An 18,076-nucleotide genomic window follows, 5' to 3' on the forward strand; every position below is an offset into this window, starting at 1 on the left:
TAAACTAACTAATTTTTATTTACATTTGTACTATGTTATCTCAAAGTCAATTACATATCATTATAGAAACATTAAAACCATATCACCCAAAAAGTATTGGTTTGTTTGGATCTGTTGCTCGAAATGAGGAAAACAGCAATAGTGATATTGATATTTTATTCTCATTATATGAACCTATTGGATTGTTTACCTTGTCTAAAATTCATTTTGAATTAGAAGAAAAATTACATAAAAAAGTAGATTTAGTTTCAGAAGGTGGATTGAATAAATTCATTAAAGAAAAGGTACTAAACGAAGTGCGCTATATTTATGAAAACTGAGCACTATAAAATTTACTTTTTTCATATTATTGAAGCAATTGAAAAGTTAGAATTAATTGCTGACACAACTACTAAGGAAGAATTTCTGGCGGATTGGTTAAAGCAAGATGCTGTCTTGAAAAATTTTATTGTAATTGGAGAAGCTATTTCTCAAATAGATGAAGAAATTAAACAAAATTTCCCTGAAGTAGATTGGCGAGGTGCAAAATCAATGCGTAATTTTATTGTTCATGAGTACTTTTCGGTAGATAATAGTTTTGTTTGGGAAACAATATTTGAAACAATACCCACTTTTAAAATTCAAATTAAATCCATTTTGAATACACTTTCTTAGTTTTTTATTTCCTAAACGCTTCAATAATTATTTAGGAATTGCAAACATTGTGCTGTACCTTTGCACTCTAGAATTGAAGAAATGTTAGCAATAGGAAAATACAATACGCTCACCATATTACGGGATACTAAAGTAGGCTTATTTTTGGGAAACCCAGAAAAAGATCCTGAAGGAATTCACGATGTGCTCTTACCCAACAAATACGTTCCAAACGAATTTGAAATAGGGGAAGAGTTAATAGTTTTTGTGTATTTAGATCACGAAGAACGTCCGGTAGCCACCACCTTAGCGCCTTATATTTTGTTGAATGAATTTGCGCTTTTGCGTGTGAATTACATCAACCAGATTGGTGCGTTTATGGATTGGGGAATGGAAAAAGATATTTTAGTCCCGTTCAAAGAGCAAGCGCGACCAATGGAAAAAGGGAAACGCTATTTGGTGTATTTGTATATGGACGAAAAAACCAATCGTTTGGTGGCTTCAAGCAAAACCAATCAATTTTTGAGTAACGATCATTTGACGGTTGAAAAAGGAGAAGAAGTAGATTTGATTGTTTCGCATATCACGGAAATAGGTATTAATGTCATAATCAATGAACAACACAAAGGGTTGTTGTACAAAGATGAGGTCTACGACGATGCTATTCGAACCGGTGACAGAATGAGAGGTTACATTAAAAACATTCGTCCTGACAATAAAATTGATGTGGCGCTGCAAGTTCAGGGATATCAAAGTATCGAACCTAATGCGGAGAAAATTTTGGATGAATTGCGTGCGAATCGTGGGTTTTTACGTTTAAATGATAATTCGCATCCAGAAGATATTAAAACAGTCTTAAAAATGAGTAAAAAGACCTTTAAGAAAGCAATCGGCGCTTTGTATAAAGAGAAATTAATTGAAATAAAAGACGACGGAATTTACTTGATTAAAGAGTAATTTGAAATTTATAACAGAAGCAAAAGGCAATTCATTTTATTGAGTTGCCTTTTTTTATGTTGCACCGCTAACTTTAAGTTTTCTTTTTAGCAGAGAATCTAAAAAATGACTTATTTTTACACTCAAATCAAAGAATTATGAGCAAGATAGATTGGAAAACAGTCCGAGAATTTGAAGATATCACCTATAAAAAATGCAATGGAGTAGCACGAATCGCCTTTAATCGCCCTGATGTGCGTAATGCGTTTCGTCCTAAAACAACTTCTGAATTATTACAAGCCTTTCATGATGCACAAGAAGATACTTCGATAGGAGTGGTCTTATTATCGGCGGAAGGACCTTCGTCCAAAGACGGAATTTGGTCTTTTTGCAGTGGTGGAGATCAAAAAGCACGCGGTCACCAAGGATACGTGGGTGAAGACGGTTATCATAGATTGAATATTTTAGATGTACAACGATTGATTCGTTTTATGCCAAAAGCAGTAATCTGTGTAGTTCCAGGTTGGGCTGTAGGTGGAGGTCATAGTTTACACGTAGTGTGTGATTTGACTTTAGCGAGTAAAGAACACGCTATTTTTAAACAAACAGATGCAGATGTCACTAGTTTTGATGGAGGCTATGGTTCGGCATATTTAGCCAAAATGGTCGGCCAGAAAAAAGCACGTGAAATCTTTTTCTTAGGTCGTAATTATTCGGCTCAAGAAGCCTATGAAATGGGGATGGTGAATGCTGTTATTCCGCATGACGAATTAGAAGATACCGCTTATGAATGGGCGCAAGAAATTTTAGCTAAATCGCCAACATCTATCAAAATGTTGAAATTCGCTATGAATCTAACCGATGATGGTATGGTAGGACAACAAGTTTTTGCAGGCGAAGCCACTCGTTTGGCCTATATGACAGAAGAAGCTACAGAAGGTAGAAATGCCTTTTTGGAAAAAAGAAAGCCGAATTTCGAGAAAAAATGGTTGCCATAATTGGGTTTTAAGTAAAGCGTTAAATATTTAAACTTTATAAACCTATTAATTAAACTCATAACCTAAAAAATGAAACACTGGATAGAAGCCGCTCGATTGAGAACCTTGCCCTTATCAGTTTCTGGAATTATAGTGGGAAGTATGTATGCCTTGGCCAATCCAACGGATGATGTGCTTACTCCAACCGAAGTTTTCAACTGGAAACTTTTTGCTTTTGCTATTCTAACTACTTTAGGATTGCAAATCCTTTCGAATTTTGCCAATGATTATGGCGACGGAATTAAAGGTACGGATAACGAAGACAGAGTGGGTCCAAAGCGAACTATTCAGTCAGGGGTAATTACTCCTAAGGCTATGAAAAGCGCTATTATCCTGACTTCAGGATTGACTTTATTTTCGGCTATTTATTTAATTTATCTGGCTTTTGGAGCGCAAAATTTAGGCTATTCGTTATTTTACTTGATTTTAGGTATTGCAGCCATCGCTTCAGCTATTCGTTATACAGTGGGTAATTCAGCCTACGGTTACCGTGGTTTTGGAGATGTATTTGTATTTGTTTTTTTCGGATTAGTAAGTACGCTCGGAGTTAATTTTTTGTATTCCAAACAATTGGATGCGATTTTGATTTTGCCAGCAACAGCGATTGGTTTCTTAAGCGTAGCGGTGCTGAATTTGAACAATATGCGTGATGAGGCCTCGGATAGAAAATCAGGAAAGAATACGTTGGTCGTAAAAATGGGAATTGAAAATGCTAAAAAATACCATTACTTCTTGATTATAGGAGCCATGTTTTTGGTTTTGATTTTTGCTGTTTTGAATGATTTTCACTTTGATCAGTATTTGTTTTTAATTGCTTATTTACCTTTAGTAAAACATCTAATAACTGTTCGTAAAAATCAAAATAACAAGTTATTAGATCCCGAATTAAAAAAAGTAGCATTGAGCACATTTGCGCTTTCGGTATTGTTAGCGTTGTGTATGATTTTTTTCTTTTCGGACTTAATTGTAAACAATTCGTAACACAATATCAATATCAATTTTCAAATCAACTAGGAGTAAAATACAATACAGAGATTAATCAGCTATGTTAAAAATTATAAGTTCGTTCATTTTCTTTTTTATTACTATTCCAATGCTGTTTGCGCAGAAAGAAGGGTATTGGGACAAAGAACGTTCAACTACAAAAGAAGTGGTGGTTTCAGCTCGCGATCGCATATTAATTAAGATTGACGATTTACCAACAGGGACTACTGAAGTAATTTACCGTATTACGCTTTTGGACAAAAACCAACAAATGGCGAATAGCCTGGTTTCGGTTTTAAAAGCGATTCCAGACCCGACAGGAATCAGTCAGGGTTCTGCTGGAGCTGTATTTTTGGTTTCGAAAATATCGGGAGACGACAAATGCAAATATGCTATTTTTTCTAAGGATGATGCGGCAAATAATTATGTGACTACTGGAAATACAGAAGAAGCTTGTTTTATTCAAGATGAACCTGTCAGTAAAGACGCAAAACGCCTGTCTATGGATAAATCTACTTGTTTAAAATCAAATAATCTATTGTGGTTTGGTTTCGAAAGTAAAAACTGGATCATGAATCAAAAGATTGTTCTTGAAGTAGTGCCTTGGGTAGATTACAAATTGAGTCGTGGTTGGACCAAAGAAAATCGCAAAGCGATTATTGATCAATGTAAAACCTCTAATTTAGCTCAAAAAATGACCAATTCAGGTGATTTTTGTGTTTGTGTTTCAGATAAAATCCAATCAAAATACTCGTTCAAAGAGTTTCAAAAATTATTAATTGAAGAACGCAATAAAGCTTTTAAAGATTTTGGGACAATTTGTTTTAACGAAACGGGCGCTTCTGACGCATTCAATTCAGATTTACGCACACAAGCCGCAGTTTTGGCAAAAAAGGGCAGTTATGGCGCTGCAATTGCTAAAATGAACACTATAATCAACAACGGTAAGGCTAAAGTAACCGACTACAATACACTTGGTTATTACTATTTGATTACAAAGCAATACAGTAAAGCGCTTAAAATACTTCAAGAAGGCGAAAAATTAGATACTACAGAGCTGTTGATTCAATTGAATTTAGCGCATGCTTATTTGCTGAATGGGAATTATAAGTCAGCTAAAGCAATTCATAAAACCTATTCCAATCAAAATGTTACGGATAGTTTAAGTTGGACGCAAAAAACAAAATTGGATTTCGATGCTTTTCAAAAAGTAGGAATTCAAGATGAAAACTTCAATGCTGTTTTAAAAATTTTAGAATAATTCCTTTTGAAAGCAACCTATCACAAGTATTTACTGCATTTTAAACGTCCTTCGGGAACTTCCAGAGGAGTTATGACGGATAAGGAAACCTGGTTTATCGTTTTGGAACAAGACGGCAAAAAGGGAATAGGCGAGTGTGGAATACTTCGTGGGCTTAGTTGTGATGATCGTCCGGATTACGAAGAAAAATTGGCCTGGACTTGTGCTAATATTCATTTGGGTAAAGACTTGCTTTGGGAAACCTTGATGGAATTTCCTTCGATTCAATTTGGAGTAGAGATGGCATTCCAATCTTTGGAGAGCGAAACACCTTTTTTACTCTTTCCTTCTGACTTTACTGAAGGTCAAAAATCGATTCCAATTAACGGGCTGATTTGGATGGGAGAGGAAGCGTTTATGAAGGAACAAATTGAAGAAAAATTAGCAGATGGATTTCGATGTGTAAAATTGAAAATAGGCGCAATTGATTTTGAAAAAGAATTGCAATTATTGCGATTTATCCGAGCTAATTTTACTGCTGAAGAAGTTGAAATACGAGTAGATGCTAACGGTGCTTTTGATAAAAATAAAGCTTTAGATAAATTAATTCAATTATCTGGATTTGATTTACATAGTATTGAACAACCTATTGAAAAAAACAATACTGACAGTATGTCAGAGCTATGTAAAACCACGCCATTTCCAATTGCTTTAGACGAGGAGTTGATTGGTGTTTTTGGACTGGAAGAAAAAGAGGCCTTATTGCGAAAAATCAAACCTCAATATATTATTTTGAAGCCTAGTTTCGTAGGTGGATTTAGAGGCACGCAAGAGTGGATTTCATTAGCTGAAAAGCACCAAATAGGTTGGTGGATTACTTCGGCTTTAGAAAGTAATATTGGATTGAATGCTATAGCTCAATGGACTTTTTTACAGAACAATCAAATGCCTCAAGGATTAGGAACTGGAGCCTTATATACTAATAATTTTGATTGTCCTTTGACTGTTGATCAAGGACAATTATGGTACAGGAAGAGTTCTCCTTGGTCGAATTTAAACCTAAATGAATTGGAATCACAATAAAATTAGTTGTATTCTCAATTTTTATAATGTTTTTTTAAATTTTAAATATTTTTGAAGCATTTTTTATTCGATAATTTATAAATTCGTAATTTAATTTAAATTGTATTGTTAAATGGATTCACAAACTCCTTATATTCCTATCAATAAAGTAAGAATTGTAACCGCAGCGTCGCTTTTTGACGGACACGATGCAGCCATTAACATCATGCGAAGAATCATACAAGCCACTGGTGTAGAGGTAATTCATCTTGGACATGACAGAAGCGTTGAAGAAGTTGTAAATACTGCCATTCAAGAAGATGCGAATGCAATTGCAATGACGTCTTATCAAGGAGGTCACAACGAGTATTTCAAATACATGTACGATTTACTTAAGGAAAAAGGAGCTGGTCATATCAAAATATTTGGCGGAGGCGGAGGCGTTATCTTACCTTCAGAAATTTCAGAATTACACGAGTACGGCATCGAAAGAATTTATTCTCCAGATGATGGCCGTGCTATGGGATTACAAGGTATGATTAATGATTTGGTCAAACGTTCCGATTATCCAATTGGAGATAAATTAACGGGTGAATTATCGCACATAGAAGAAAAAAATCCAACAGCTATTGCACGATTAATTTCGGCTGCTGAGAATTTTCCAGAAATTGCTAAATCGGTTTTTGACGAAATTCACCAAAAGAATGAAACCTCTAAAATTCCTGTTTTGGGCATTACCGGTACAGGTGGCGCAGGAAAATCATCTTTAGTAGATGAATTGGTTCGTCGTTTTTTAATCGATTTCCCAGAAAAAACAATCGGATTGATTTCGGTTGACCCCTCAAAACGTAAGACTGGTGGCGCTTTATTGGGCGATAGAATTCGTATGAATGCGATTAACAATTCAAGAGTTTATATGCGTTCGTTGGCTACTCGTCAATCCAATTTGGCCTTATCAAAATATGTAGCTGAAGCAATTGAAGTTCTGAAAGCGGCTAAATACGATATCATAATTTTAGAAACGTCTGGAATTGGACAATCGGATACCGAAATTTTAGAACATTCAGATGTTTCGTTATACGTAATGACTCCCGAGTTTGGAGCTGCAACACAGTTAGAAAAAATCGATATGTTGGATTTTGCCGATTTAGTGGCGCTGAATAAATTCGACAAACGTGGTGCTTTAGATGCCATTCGTGATGTAAAAAAACAATACCAACGCAATCATAATTTATGGGATGTAGATACAGATAAGATGCCAATTTTTGGAACTATCGCTTCACAATTCAACGATCCAGGAATGAATACGCTGTACAAATCCATAATGGATAAGATTGTAGAAAAAACAGGAGCTGATTTACAATCGACTTTTGAAATTACGCGTGAAATGAGCGAGAAGATTTTCGTAATTCCACCTCATAGAACCCGTTATTTATCTGAAATTGCAGAAAACAATAGAAAATACGATGAAACGGTACTTTCTCAAGTAGAAGTAGCTCAAAAATTATACGGAATTTTTAAAACTGTGGAATCGGTTAACGGTAATTTACCACAATTAGATAAAGCAGGAATAGTTGAAGATTCTTTAAAAATCAATGCCGATAACAAAGATTTCGTTTCGTTATTGACTAAAGAATTCGACCGAGTAAAAATGAACCTTGACCCTTACAACTGGGAAATCATTTTAACTTGGGACGAAAAAGTGAATAAATATAAAAATCCAGTGTATAGTTTTAAAGTTCGAGATAAAGAAATTAAAATTGCAACACATACCGAATCGCTTTCGCATTTGCAAATTCCAAAGGTAGCTTTGCCAAAATACCAAGCTTGGGGCGATATTTTAAAATGGAATTTACAAGAAAATGTTCCTGGAGAATTCCCTTTTGCTTCTGGATTGTATCCATTTAAAAGAGAAGGCGAAGATCCAAGTAGAATGTTTGCAGGTGAAGGAGGACCAGAACGAACTAACAAGCGTTTTCACTATGTTTCTGCAGGATTGCCAGCAAAACGATTATCAACGGCTTTTGATTCGGTGACTTTGTACGGAAATGACCCTCACATTCGTCCTGATATTTATGGAAAAATTGGTAATGCTGGAGTTTCAATTTGTTGTTTAGACGATGCAAAAAAATTGTATTCTGGTTTCGATTTGAGTCATCCAATGACTTCTGTTTCCATGACAATTAATGGACCAGCACCAATGTTGTTGGGCTTCTTTATGAATGCGGCCATCGATCAAAACTGTGAAAAATACATTATTGAAAATGGTTTGCAGGCTGAAGTTGAAGCTAAAATCAACGAAATTTATAAGCAAAAAGGGGTAACACGTCCTTCGTATCAAGGCGATTTACCAGAAGGGAATAATGGATTAGGGTTGATGCTTTTAGGCGTAACGGGAGATCAAGTTTTACCTTTTGAGGTGTATCAAGATATAAAAATCAAAACTTTAGCACAAGTACGTGGTACGGTTCAAGCGGATATTTTAAAAGAAGATCAAGCACAAAATACTTGTATTTTCTCTACTGAATTTGCTTTACGATTAATGGGTGATGTACAGGAGTATTTCATCAAACAAAACGTTCGTAATTTTTATTCGGTTTCTATTTCAGGTTATCACATTGCTGAAGCAGGAGCGAACCCAATTACGCAATTGGCATTCACTTTAGCCAATGGTTTCACTTATGTAGAATACTATTTGAGTCGCGGAATGAACATCAACGATTTCGGTCCGAATTTATCATTCTTTTTCTCTAACGGAGTGGATCCAGAATATGCGGTTATTGGTCGTGTAGCTCGTAAAATTTGGGCGAAAGCCATGAAAAACAAATACGGAGCCAACGAAAGAGCGCAAATGTTGAAATACCACATTCAAACTTCTGGGCGTTCGTTACATGCGCAAGAAATTGATTTTAATGATATTCGTACTACACTACAAGCTTTGTATGCGATTTACGACAATTGTAATTCCTTACATACGAATGCGTATGACGAAGCCATTACTACTCCAACAGAAGAATCAGTTCGTAGAGCTATGGCAATTCAGTTGATTATTAATAAAGAATTAGGTTTGGCGAAAAACGAAAATCCAATTCAAGGTTCGTTTATTATTGAAGAATTAACCGATTTAGTCGAAGAGGCTGTTTTACAAGAATTCGACCGAATTACAGAACGTGGCGGAGTATTGGGTGCAATGGAAACCATGTACCAACGTTCCAAAATTCAGGAAGAAAGTTTGTATTACGAAACCTTGAAACATACAGGTGAATTTCCGATTATTGGTGTAAATACCTTCTTAAGTTCAAAAGGTTCACCAACTGTTATTCCTGCAGAGGTTATCCGTGCAACGGAAGAAGAAAAACAATATCAAATTGATATGTTGCATAATCTACATCATTCGGGCGCCGAAAAAGTAACTGAACAATTGAACAGTATTCAAGACGCAGCGATTAATAATCAAAATATTTTTGAAAAGTTAATGGAGGCTACCAAAGTATGTTCGTTAGGACAAATTACCAATGCGTTGTTTGAAGTGGGTGGACAATACAGACGAAATATGTAATTGACTTATAAATGAAATTATAGTTTTTTAAAAAAAAAACCTGATAATCAATTGATTATCAGGTTTTTTTGTGGAGTCGCCGGGAATCGAACCCGGGTCCAAACAAGCAACTAAAGAGCTTTCTACAGGCTTGTTTCCTGATTGAATTTTCGATGTTTTGCTAGGCCAGAAACAGCCACAAAACACTTAGTTTTTTTATTTTCAAGTACCGCCCAAAACTTACGATACTCTAGGTTTATATTTACGATTCCCCTAGATCAAATGCTATAAACCAAAGCCTTTGAGGAGAATCCTGCTTTCCTACCTGGTAGGACGAGGCTAATCTTACTATGATTCAGATTATGCAGCAAGAGCGTAGTTTCCTTCGCCGTGTAAAAAGTGTGAAGCCTTTTATTAACGAGAATTACTTCAGTTCTCGACCTGCTTACTTTTCAATTCGACTTGCTGTCAAAACCAGTCGACCCCATAATGACCTGGAATAGTCAAAAACTGTTCCGAAAATGGAGTTGCAAAGGTAAATCTTTTTTAATGATAAAAACGAATTGATTTTGGTAATTCAAATTCCAAATCATAAATCATATAATAGTCCCGAAGCGTCGGGATCGAATATCGTATATCGTCCCGAAGCGTCGGGATTGTATATCGAATATCATATATCGAATTATTCTTCAGTATCCATTTCAAATGGGTAATCGCCAAATAAAGGAGCTACTTTTTTTACATTATAAGTACTTTTATTCATCTTATTGGACAAAGCAATAATAGTTACTTGTTCTTTTGGAAGTGTTATGTAAGATGAAGTATTTCCGTGCCACCAACCGTTATGAAAATAAAAATTCTGACCTGTTTTCCAATTAATCATTCGTATGCCTAGACCATAATTTTTCTCACCTTCCTTTTCTTTGCTGTAGCCAACATAGACTTGTTTAGCTAATTCTGGCTCTAAAAAATCTTTTCTATTTCTAGCTCGGTCGAATTTTAACAAATCTCTAGCGGTTGAAAATATATTTTTGTCTCCATAAACCTCATCGAGATAATCTTTACCGATTTCTATTCCATTGGCTTTGTAGGAAGGAACAATCCGATTTTTATCTTTCTCATAGTCGAATACGAATGTATTAGTCATTCCTAGAGGTTTGAAAATCATTTCAGCCATAGCGTCTTTATAACTAGTGCCTGTTATTTTTTCTATGATTAATGCTAACAATGCATAATTAGTATTGCAATAAGCAAATCGGGTATTGGCTTTGGATTCTACACCTATATTTTTGGTAGCTAAAATGTTTAATATGTCTTGATTTTTCAATCTGTTACGTCTGTCCCAAACGCCGTCATTTCTATCTGTAAAATAGGCGTAATTACGCAGTCCACTTCGGTGGTTGAGTAACATTCTTACTGTTATATCTTCAAAAGGAAATTCTTTTAAAATGGATTTCACTTTTTGATCTAAACTCAAACGTTTGGCATTCGCAAGTTTTAAAACTGCAGCCGCTGTAATTACTTTACTTACTGAGGCTATGTGTAATGGAGTAGATGCGGTAATTGTATCTTTTTTATTGAAGTTGGCTAATCCATCGTATTTTTCAAAAACAATTTGACCGTTTTTTGCAACTAAAAAAGCACCATTAGCTCTTTTTTTAGGCCAATTCTTATTGTAAAAATGAGCAATTTTTTTACGAGTATTTGAAATAAAGTTGCCATCTAATGAAGGTTCTTCTACCAAAGGCTTCATTTTTGGCAAAACATTTTTAGGAAGTTCAGAATCTTTTATAGTGTTTTCGAATTCTACTTTTTTACATGAACTTACTAGAAAAAGTAATAGTACAATTGACAGAGAATAGGATGTATTAATATATTTCATTTTTGTGGCACTTGATGCACAAATATATTGAATACATCTATTTTAGAATACTTTTTTTAAATTATCAATCACTTTTTATTCACATATTTTGTTATTAAATTTCTAATTTATTGTATTTCAATCTTTTTTAAAAATAGATTGCTATTGAATTCTTAAAATAGTTTTAAGTTGATTTTTTAATTATTAAATTTGTGAGGTTACATACCTAATAAAATTAGTAAATTATGAGTAAAAGCGCTCTTAGATTTGGAATTATTCGAGAACGTAAAAATCCCCCTGATCGAAGAGTGGTTTTGTCGCCAACTGCTATAGTTCAGCTACAACAGCTGTATCCTACTGCTCAATTTGTAGTAGAAAGTTCAGAAAATCGTGTATATAAAGACGAAGACTATCAATCTTTAGGGATAGAAGTGACTGATAATGTTGCTGATTGTGATGTTTTAATTGGAGTTAAGGAAGTGCCTTTAGTTAATTTAATTCCAAATAAATCCTATTTCTTTTTTTCTCATACAATTAAAAAGCAGCCTCATAATCAAGCGCTTTTGAGGGAAATTTTGGAAAACAATATTACATTATACGATCATGAAACCATAGTTGATGCCGATGAAAAGCGACTTATCGGTTTCGGTAAATATGCAGGAATAGTAGGAACGTATAATGCGTTCAGGGCTTTTGGAGTAAAATTTGAATTGTTTAAGTTACCCAAAGCTGAAACCTTATCGGATCAAGCCATGTTAATTTCATATTTGAAACGTCAGGTCTTACCTCCCTTAAAAATTGTAGTAACAGGTACAGGAAAAGTAGGTTCTGGTTGTATCGAAATGTTGGATGCAATGAAAATTAAGCGTGTTGGTGTGGCTGATTTTTTATCGAAAAAATATACTCAAGCGGTTTATGTACAAATAGATGTATTGGAGTATAACAAAAGAAAAGATGGAGGATCAACCGATAACAATGATTTTTATCACCATCCAGAAGAGTATGAATCTGATTTTGCCAGATTTGCTAATGTAGCAGATATTGCAATTTTTGGACATTTTTATGGCAATGGAGCGCCTCAAATTCTTTCTCGTGAGATGCTAAAATCACAAGATTGCAAGATCAAAGTTATAGCTGATATTTCCTGTGATGTAGATGGTCCAATTGCGTGTACAGTTCGCGCTTCTACAATCGCTGAACCTTTTTACGGTTATTTACCTTCTGAGGGAACCGAAGTAGATGTTTTTCATCCAGCAGCAATTGTTGTAATGGCTGTTGATAATTTACCTTGTGAGTTGCCTAAAGACGCTAGTGATGGCTTTGGAGAACAGTTCATTAAGCATGTGTTTCCAGCACTAATGAGCGGCGATGTAGACGGACTTTTGCATCGAGCTAAAATTACAGATAGCGGTAGATTAACCGATAGATTTAAATACTTGCAAGATTATGTAGATTTAGGATAGGCACTAGTAAGGTCTATCTTGAAATTTTAACGATTTGTTTTTTATTTTTTTGTTGTCGGGACAAAATATTAAACTTACATTTGTACTTGTATACACTTAATTCCGGAAAATATGTTTACTTTTTCACAGTACTTAGGCTTTTTACTTTTCTTAACTATTTTGACAATGGGTTTTTGGCTAATGTTTTTTTTAGTTGGATTCGTGTCGTATTGGGTAGGTGGAGCTTCTTGGGAAGCTTACAAAGAAAAGAAAGCAAAAAAGAAAGAAGAGCAATCTAATTAAATAGTTTGTTTTACAAAAAAAAAGCTCCATTTATGGAGCTTTTTTTATGAATTAACCTAACCTATACTTTTAACCTTGAAATTCCATATCACCACCACCATCGTTTAATCTCTTTGGTTGTCTTTCTCTTTCGTTTTTAGCTTTATTAAAGCGGTACGTGAAGGAAAGAGTGACTTGTCTTACTCGCCATTGCATTTCAGATCTTGAACTAATTACACCAGGTAAGAAAGTCTCCATAATTCTTTTTCGACCATTAAAAACATCACTTACATTTAGAGTAAATGTTCCTTTATCTTTCATCACATCTTTACTGAAGGCAAGATTAGCACTAAAATTACCAATCACTCTACCTTGCGCATTAGTTTGACCACCCATATACATTAAATTGGTTTGCCAATCAATTTTGTTTGGAAGTGTAATTTTTGATGTCAATCGGCTAAACCAAGATGTCGCTACATTGTCAAAATTTTGAACAATCTTTACGTTATTAAAATTAGTATAAGTAAAATCGCCATCAGTTTCACTTCTAAAAAAGTTGAAGTTAGAATTCAACTTCCACCATTTGTATGGAGAATAATTTAAGGTAAATTCAAATCCTGAACGATATTCTGTTGCTAAATTGATCGGTGAACTAATAATTATTGGAGTTCCGTTTACAAAACTACCCGATTCTCTTCTAGCAAATTGAAATGCGTCAATCGTTTTGTTTACATACAAAGAAGTGCTTAATGTCAATTTAGACCAACGTTTTATATAACCAAAATCTATTGCATCTGTCATGGATGGATCTAAATCAGGATTACCAACAAAGATGTTAATATTACTAGATAAATTGCTGAATGGGTTTAATAATCTTCCGCGAGGTCTCTGAATTCTTCGGCTATAGCTTATAGATGTACTTGCCTTATCTGATAACTCGTATGTAAAAAATGCAGATGGGAAGAAATTACCGTACTTCTTGGTGTTAAAATCTGATGTAGCCAACTGATTGATTTCAATATTAGAATCCTCATAGCGCAGACCTAAAAGGAATGAGGCTTTATTTTTTTTGAAACCGTACTGAGAATACAAAGCATTTACCTTTTCTTTATATTGAAGGATATTGGTAAAATTCGGATTAATGACACCGTTAATCATTACTTCATAATCAGTAAACAGTTCAGAAAAATCACCTCTATAACCCGCTTCAAATTGACTTCCATTCTTCAATGGCAGCACATAATCACTTTGAATTAAAATTCTGTCTTGTTTCTGATTATTGATTGTATTGTCTATTTTGATTGCGGTCGTGTTCGTAGCAGTTTCGGTAATAAATGCTGTATTGTCATCATTATTTGACGAAATCGAACCATCAATGCTAAATTTATGACCTGGTTTTTTAAAGTTTTTTACAAAATTAGAAGTGTATTCAAAATTTTCACTGTCACTGTCCTCTCTATTCAAACGAGTTCTTGTATTGTCAAATTCATTTAAAGCAGTTCGGTAATTTTGAAAAACCAAATCGTTATTGATCCCTTTATTATTTCTGTAATTTACAGTATTGGTCCAAGTGGTAGATTTATTGATATTTAAATCCATCCCCAAGTTGGCATTATACCCTTTACCATATCGATCATTGGTTCTAGGTTCAATAATATAATTTTTAACTGAATTATCTGGATTAAGATAGGCAGTTTCATTAATCATATTTCCAGGGCTACTTCTTAAACTATAGCCTTGTGTAGTAAACAAACTAACATTTTTAGTTTTGTAGTTTACAGTTCCTGTCAAACCAGTATTTTCTGGAATCCCACCACTAGCGATGAATGTTCCATTAAACCCTTGATTCTTTCCCTTTTTCAAGATAATATTCAAGATTCCGCCACCGCCTTCTGCGTCATATCTTGCAGATGGATTGGTAATTACTTCCACTTTGTCAATGGCATCAGCAGGAATAATTCGCAGTGCTTCGACTATATTGATTGCATTCGATGGTCTCCCATCAATTAAGATTCTGACATTTTCATTACCACGCAAACTAACATTTCCCTCTACGTCAACTGACACAGATGGAATATTCGAAAGCACATCACTTACTGTACCTCCTTTTACCATTAAATCGGTACCTACATTAAAAACTTTTTTATCTAATTTTATCTCAACTGTTGTTTTTTCAGCGCGGACAACAACTTCGTTTAATTGCGCTGCATCTTCTAAGAGTGCAATTGTTCCTAAATTCGTATTGCTCTGTATTGATTTCGATTTTATTTCGGTAGGTTTAAATGAAATAAATTCTATAGAAATTGCATAAGTGCCTGGGTTGACTTCTACAGCAAATTCCCCTTTGTTGTTGGTAATTCCACCCGCAACTGCTTTAGGATTGTCTGGTAGGCGTAATGTTATTGTTGCATATTCAAGAGGTTGGTTGGTTGTTTTTTCAACAACTTTACCTGTTACTTTTAATTTTGCTTTAATTGGTGCTTGTTGACCAAAGCTTATAATACTGCTTAAAAACAGTAGGATTAATGCAATTGCATTTAATTTTTTCATCAATTATGATTTTTAATTACGGTGTTTAGACTCTATAAACTGGAAAAGGTTACATTAGTCAGTTCATAAATAAAAGTTAAATACGTTATTTACAAAATAAATTGATTCAACTCATCGATTACTCTTCCTATAATAGCTTTGTTTCCTTTTACCACAATTGGTCTTTCAATTAGAATAGGGTGATCAACCATTGCTTGAATAATCGCTTCGTCGGTAAGTTGTTTGTTTTTAAAATTTTCAATCCAAATTTTTTCTTTTACTCGAACCAATTGAATTGGTTTAAAGTTGAGTTTTTGAAGTAACTCTTTAAGATTTTGAGTTGACAAAGGATTTTCCAGGTATTTGATAATAGTAATTGCTTCTTCTTTTTCAGAAACTAATGCCAAACAGTTTCTTGATTTTCCGCAACGCGGGTTGTGGTATATTTCAATCATAGTATTAATTTTTTGCGAAGTAATGAAAATTGAAATTAAAACTGTATTTTAGAGACATAATTTTACAAATCAAACTATGTTTTTAGAACAAGTTAGCACAAAAGAATCAGTATTTTGGAAATATTTAGTGGGTTCTTTTATTTTGTTTTGTGCTTCTATAGTTGGGCAATTGCCTTTTACCTTGGGAGTACTTCTCAAGTCTTATATTGAAAAGACTCCTTATCCAAGTTCGTATGAAGCAACTATGAATTTTTTTGATTCCAATCTGAGCTTGTTTTTGATGTTAGTCTCATTTCTTTTTGTGTTCTTTCAATTATATGCTTTAGTTCGGTTTTTTCACAAACAATCATTTATACAAATCATTACATCTCGAACTAAGATAGATTGGCAACGCGTCTTATTTTCATTTTCTATTTGGGCTGGAATCTCAAGCGTTTCCACAGTTGTTGTTTACATTTTGTATCCAGAGGATTTCATAGTTCAGTTGAATTGGATTCCATTTTTGATTTTATTTGGTATTGGATTATTACTTTTTCCTTTCCAAATAGGTTGTGAAGAATTAATATTTAGAGGATACTTGATGCAAGGTTTTGGAAATTTGGCAAAAAACAAATGGTTTCCATTATTGATGACGTCAGTTATTTTTGGATTGCTTCATATTTATAATCCCGAAGTAGATAAAATGGGATATTCTGTTTTAATCTATTATATCGGTACAGGTTTATTTCTAGGAATTATCACTTTGATGGATGACGGAATAGAATTAGCCTTGGGTTTTCATTTTGCCAATAATTTTATCGCAGCTTTATTGGTCACTTCGGATTGGACTGCATTTCAAACCCATTCCATTTTAAAAAGTACCTCAGATCCAAGTGTTTTCTTTGATATCATTTTACCGGTGAGTATTATTTTTCCAATGCTAATTTTGGTTTTTGCAAAAAAATACCATTGGTCTAATTGGGGTGAAAAATTAACAGGAAGATTTTAAATATTACTTAAATAAATACTAATGAGTACAGTAACTTATCAAAACGTTCACAACAAGTTCAAATTAAATGGCTTTAGTTTTACCAAAGACGATTTACTTCGTGTTGCCTATTCGTTTATTAAAGAAGGCGAAAATTATGAGAAACCACTGGGAATATTTATTCTGGATTGGTTTGATGCAAAACCCTATTTGGAAATGAATACCTCGGGTTCTACAGGAGTACCAAAAAATATTCGTGTAGACAAACAAGCGATGGTCAATTCGGCTTTAGCAACAGGTGATTTTTTTGATTTACAACCAGGGCAAAAAGTATTACATTGTTTGCCAACGGATTATGTTGCGGGTAAAATGATGTTTGTAAGAGCCTTTATTTTAGGTTTAGACATGGAATTTGTAGCACCAAGTTCGCATCCATTAGAAGGAGTAAAAGGATCTTTTGATTTTTGTGGAATGGTGCCTTTACAAGCTAAAAATTCTATGAAAGACTTAGGCCGAATTAAAACGTTAATTATTGGAGGTGCCAAAGTAAATAAAACTTTAGAACAAGAGTTAGTTAAGGTTCCGTCTCAGATTTATGAAACTTACGGAATGACCGAAACGATTACGCATATTGCAGCAAAGCGAATAGGAGAGAGTGCTTTTTCGGTCTTGCCTAATGTAAAAATCACAATTGATGACAGACAGTGTTTAGTGATTGATGCGCATAAAATTAGTACTGAAACTATCAAGACTAATGATTTGGCCGAATTAATTTCAGATACTCAGTTTGTTTGGAAAGGCCGTATTGATAACGTGATTAATAGCGGCGGGATCAAATTAATTCCGGAGCAAATAGAAGAAAAACTAGCATCCTCAATTTCAAACTGCTTTTTTGTGTACGGACAAGCAGATGAACTTTTAGGAGAAAAATTAGTCTTGTATGTGGAAGGGGAATTAATGCCAATTGACGAATCTATTTTTGAAGTTTTAGACAAATACGAAAAACCAAAAGAGATTGTATTTATTTCAGAATTTAAGCGAACTGCTACCGGTAAAGTAATACGAGACCAAAGTATTGGTTAATTAATTTAGAGAATAAAAAAAGAGAGG

The 18,076-nt window shown here is 34.1% G+C and carries 15 protein-coding genes and 1 other RNA gene; 12 read left to right on the top strand and 4 right to left on the bottom strand.

Annotated elements, in window-relative coordinates; all coding sequences use genetic code 11:
• Positions 1-32 precede the first annotated feature (32 nt).
• The 8 genes from LPC23_RS06855 (at position 33) to LPC23_RS06890 (ending at position 9,451) form a co-directional block, all read left to right on the top strand.
• Entirely contained in the window at positions 33-320 is a 288-nt protein-coding gene (locus LPC23_RS06855; protein WP_229329077.1) for a nucleotidyltransferase family protein, read from the top strand.
• Complete coding sequence (locus tag LPC23_RS06860) at positions 310-654, top strand: HepT-like ribonuclease domain-containing protein (protein ID WP_229329079.1); 345 nt, start codon at positions 310-312, stop codon at positions 652-654. Before LPC23_RS06855 ends, LPC23_RS06860 begins: the two co-directional genes overlap by 11 nt.
• An 81-nt stretch (positions 655-735) precedes the next feature.
• Positions 736-1,590, top strand: coding sequence for a CvfB family protein (locus LPC23_RS06865; protein ID WP_229327142.1), 855 nt, complete (start codon positions 736-738; stop codon positions 1,588-1,590).
• Between the two features lie 137 nt (positions 1,591-1,727).
• A complete protein-coding gene (locus tag LPC23_RS06870; RefSeq protein ID WP_229329080.1) occupies positions 1,728-2,567 on the top strand; it encodes a 1,4-dihydroxy-2-naphthoyl-CoA synthase in 840 nt (279 codons plus the stop codon).
• A 69-nt stretch (positions 2,568-2,636) separates the two neighbouring features.
• Positions 2,637-3,587 (top strand): 1,4-dihydroxy-2-naphthoate octaprenyltransferase, encoded by a 951-nt coding sequence (menA, locus tag LPC23_RS06875; protein ID WP_229329081.1) that lies wholly within the window; start codon positions 2,637-2,639, stop codon positions 3,585-3,587.
• Between the two features lie 64 nt (positions 3,588-3,651).
• A complete protein-coding gene (locus LPC23_RS06880; protein ID WP_229329082.1) occupies positions 3,652-4,851 on the top strand; it encodes a tetratricopeptide repeat protein in 1,200 nt (399 codons plus the stop codon).
• A 6-nt stretch (positions 4,852-4,857) separates the two neighbouring features.
• Positions 4,858-5,913 carry an o-succinylbenzoate synthase gene (locus LPC23_RS06885; RefSeq protein ID WP_229329083.1) on the top strand — a complete coding sequence of 352 codons (1,056 nt, stop codon included), beginning with the start codon at positions 4,858-4,860 and terminating at the stop codon, positions 5,911-5,913.
• Positions 5,914-6,025: 112 nt separating this feature from the next.
• Positions 6,026-9,451: a methylmalonyl-CoA mutase family protein gene (locus tag LPC23_RS06890; protein ID WP_229329084.1), complete on the top strand. Its 3,426-nt coding sequence runs from the start codon at positions 6,026-6,028 to the stop codon at positions 9,449-9,451.
• 68 nt (positions 9,452-9,519) lie between these two features.
• Here the strand turns inward: LPC23_RS06890 and ssrA are convergent.
• Both ssrA and LPC23_RS06900 read right to left on the bottom strand, forming a co-directional pair.
• Positions 9,520-9,916, bottom strand: a transfer-messenger RNA (tmRNA) gene (gene ssrA / locus LPC23_RS06895).
• 196 nt (positions 9,917-10,112) lie between these two features.
• Complete coding sequence (locus LPC23_RS06900) at positions 10,113-11,312, bottom strand: serine hydrolase domain-containing protein (protein WP_229329085.1); 1,200 nt, start codon at positions 11,310-11,312, stop codon at positions 10,113-10,115.
• A gap of 224 nt (positions 11,313-11,536) precedes the next feature.
• Here LPC23_RS06900 and LPC23_RS06905 point away from each other — a divergent pair, with 224 nt between their 5' ends.
• Both LPC23_RS06905 and LPC23_RS06910 read left to right on the top strand, forming a co-directional pair.
• Positions 11,537-12,754, top strand: a complete 1,218-nt coding sequence (locus tag LPC23_RS06905; protein WP_229329086.1) for an NAD(P)-dependent oxidoreductase — start codon at positions 11,537-11,539, stop codon at positions 12,752-12,754.
• Between the two features lie 111 nt (positions 12,755-12,865).
• A complete protein-coding gene (locus tag LPC23_RS06910) occupies positions 12,866-13,036 on the top strand; it encodes a hypothetical protein (RefSeq protein WP_229329087.1) in 171 nt (56 codons plus the stop codon).
• A 69-nt stretch (positions 13,037-13,105) separates the two neighbouring features.
• Here the strand turns inward: LPC23_RS06910 and LPC23_RS06915 are convergent, their stop codons facing one another.
• Together LPC23_RS06915 and arsC are read right to left on the bottom strand one after the other, a co-directional pair.
• Positions 13,106-15,565, bottom strand: a complete 2,460-nt coding sequence (locus LPC23_RS06915; RefSeq protein WP_229329089.1) for a TonB-dependent receptor — start codon at positions 15,563-15,565, stop codon at positions 13,106-13,108.
• An 89-nt stretch (positions 15,566-15,654) separates the two neighbouring features.
• The gene (gene arsC / locus LPC23_RS06920) at positions 15,655-15,999 is read right to left on the bottom strand and encodes an arsenate reductase (glutaredoxin) (protein ID WP_229329090.1); all 345 of its coding nucleotides are present in this window, start codon (positions 15,997-15,999) and stop codon (positions 15,655-15,657) included.
• Positions 16,000-16,075: 76 nt separating this feature from the next.
• Here arsC and LPC23_RS06925 point away from each other — a divergent pair, with 76 nt between their 5' ends.
• Both LPC23_RS06925 and LPC23_RS06930 read left to right on the top strand, forming a co-directional pair.
• Positions 16,076-16,987, top strand: coding sequence for a CPBP family intramembrane glutamic endopeptidase (locus LPC23_RS06925; RefSeq protein ID WP_229329092.1), 912 nt, complete (start codon positions 16,076-16,078; stop codon positions 16,985-16,987).
• A gap of 21 nt (positions 16,988-17,008) precedes the next feature.
• The gene (locus LPC23_RS06930) at positions 17,009-18,049 is read left to right on the top strand and encodes an AMP-binding protein (protein WP_229329093.1); all 1,041 of its coding nucleotides are present in this window, start codon (positions 17,009-17,011) and stop codon (positions 18,047-18,049) included.
• The last annotated feature ends 27 nt before the right edge of the window (positions 18,050-18,076 follow it).

This window comes from Flavobacterium ammonificans (genome assembly GCF_020885975.1).
Lineage (GTDB): Bacteria > Bacteroidota > Bacteroidia > Flavobacteriales > Flavobacteriaceae > Flavobacterium > Flavobacterium ammonificans.

Coding starts and splice junctions, on each gene's coding strand:
- LPC23_RS06855 (WP_229329077.1), top strand. CDS start 33: ATGTTATCTCAAAGTCAATTACATATCATTATAGAAACATTAAAACCA.
- LPC23_RS06860 (WP_229329079.1), top strand. CDS start 310: ATGAAAACTGAGCACTATAAAATTTACTTTTTTCATATTATTGAAGCA.
- LPC23_RS06865 (WP_229327142.1), top strand. CDS start 736: ATGTTAGCAATAGGAAAATACAATACGCTCACCATATTACGGGATACT.
- LPC23_RS06870 (WP_229329080.1), top strand. CDS start 1,728: ATGAGCAAGATAGATTGGAAAACAGTCCGAGAATTTGAAGATATCACC.
- menA (WP_229329081.1), top strand. CDS start 2,637: ATGAAACACTGGATAGAAGCCGCTCGATTGAGAACCTTGCCCTTATCA.
- LPC23_RS06880 (WP_229329082.1), top strand. CDS start 3,652: ATGTTAAAAATTATAAGTTCGTTCATTTTCTTTTTTATTACTATTCCA.
- LPC23_RS06890 (WP_229329084.1), top strand. CDS start 6,026: ATGGATTCACAAACTCCTTATATTCCTATCAATAAAGTAAGAATTGTA.
- LPC23_RS06900 (WP_229329085.1), bottom strand. CDS start 11,312: ATGAAATATATTAATACATCCTATTCTCTGTCAATTGTACTATTACTT.
- LPC23_RS06905 (WP_229329086.1), top strand. CDS start 11,537: ATGAGTAAAAGCGCTCTTAGATTTGGAATTATTCGAGAACGTAAAAAT.
- LPC23_RS06910 (WP_229329087.1), top strand. CDS start 12,866: ATGTTTACTTTTTCACAGTACTTAGGCTTTTTACTTTTCTTAACTATT.
- LPC23_RS06915 (WP_229329089.1), bottom strand. CDS start 15,565: ATGAAAAAATTAAATGCAATTGCATTAATCCTACTGTTTTTAAGCAGT.
- arsC (WP_229329090.1), bottom strand. CDS start 15,999: ATGATTGAAATATACCACAACCCGCGTTGCGGAAAATCAAGAAACTGT.
- LPC23_RS06925 (WP_229329092.1), top strand. CDS start 16,076: ATGTTTTTAGAACAAGTTAGCACAAAAGAATCAGTATTTTGGAAATAT.
- LPC23_RS06930 (WP_229329093.1), top strand. CDS start 17,009: ATGAGTACAGTAACTTATCAAAACGTTCACAACAAGTTCAAATTAAAT.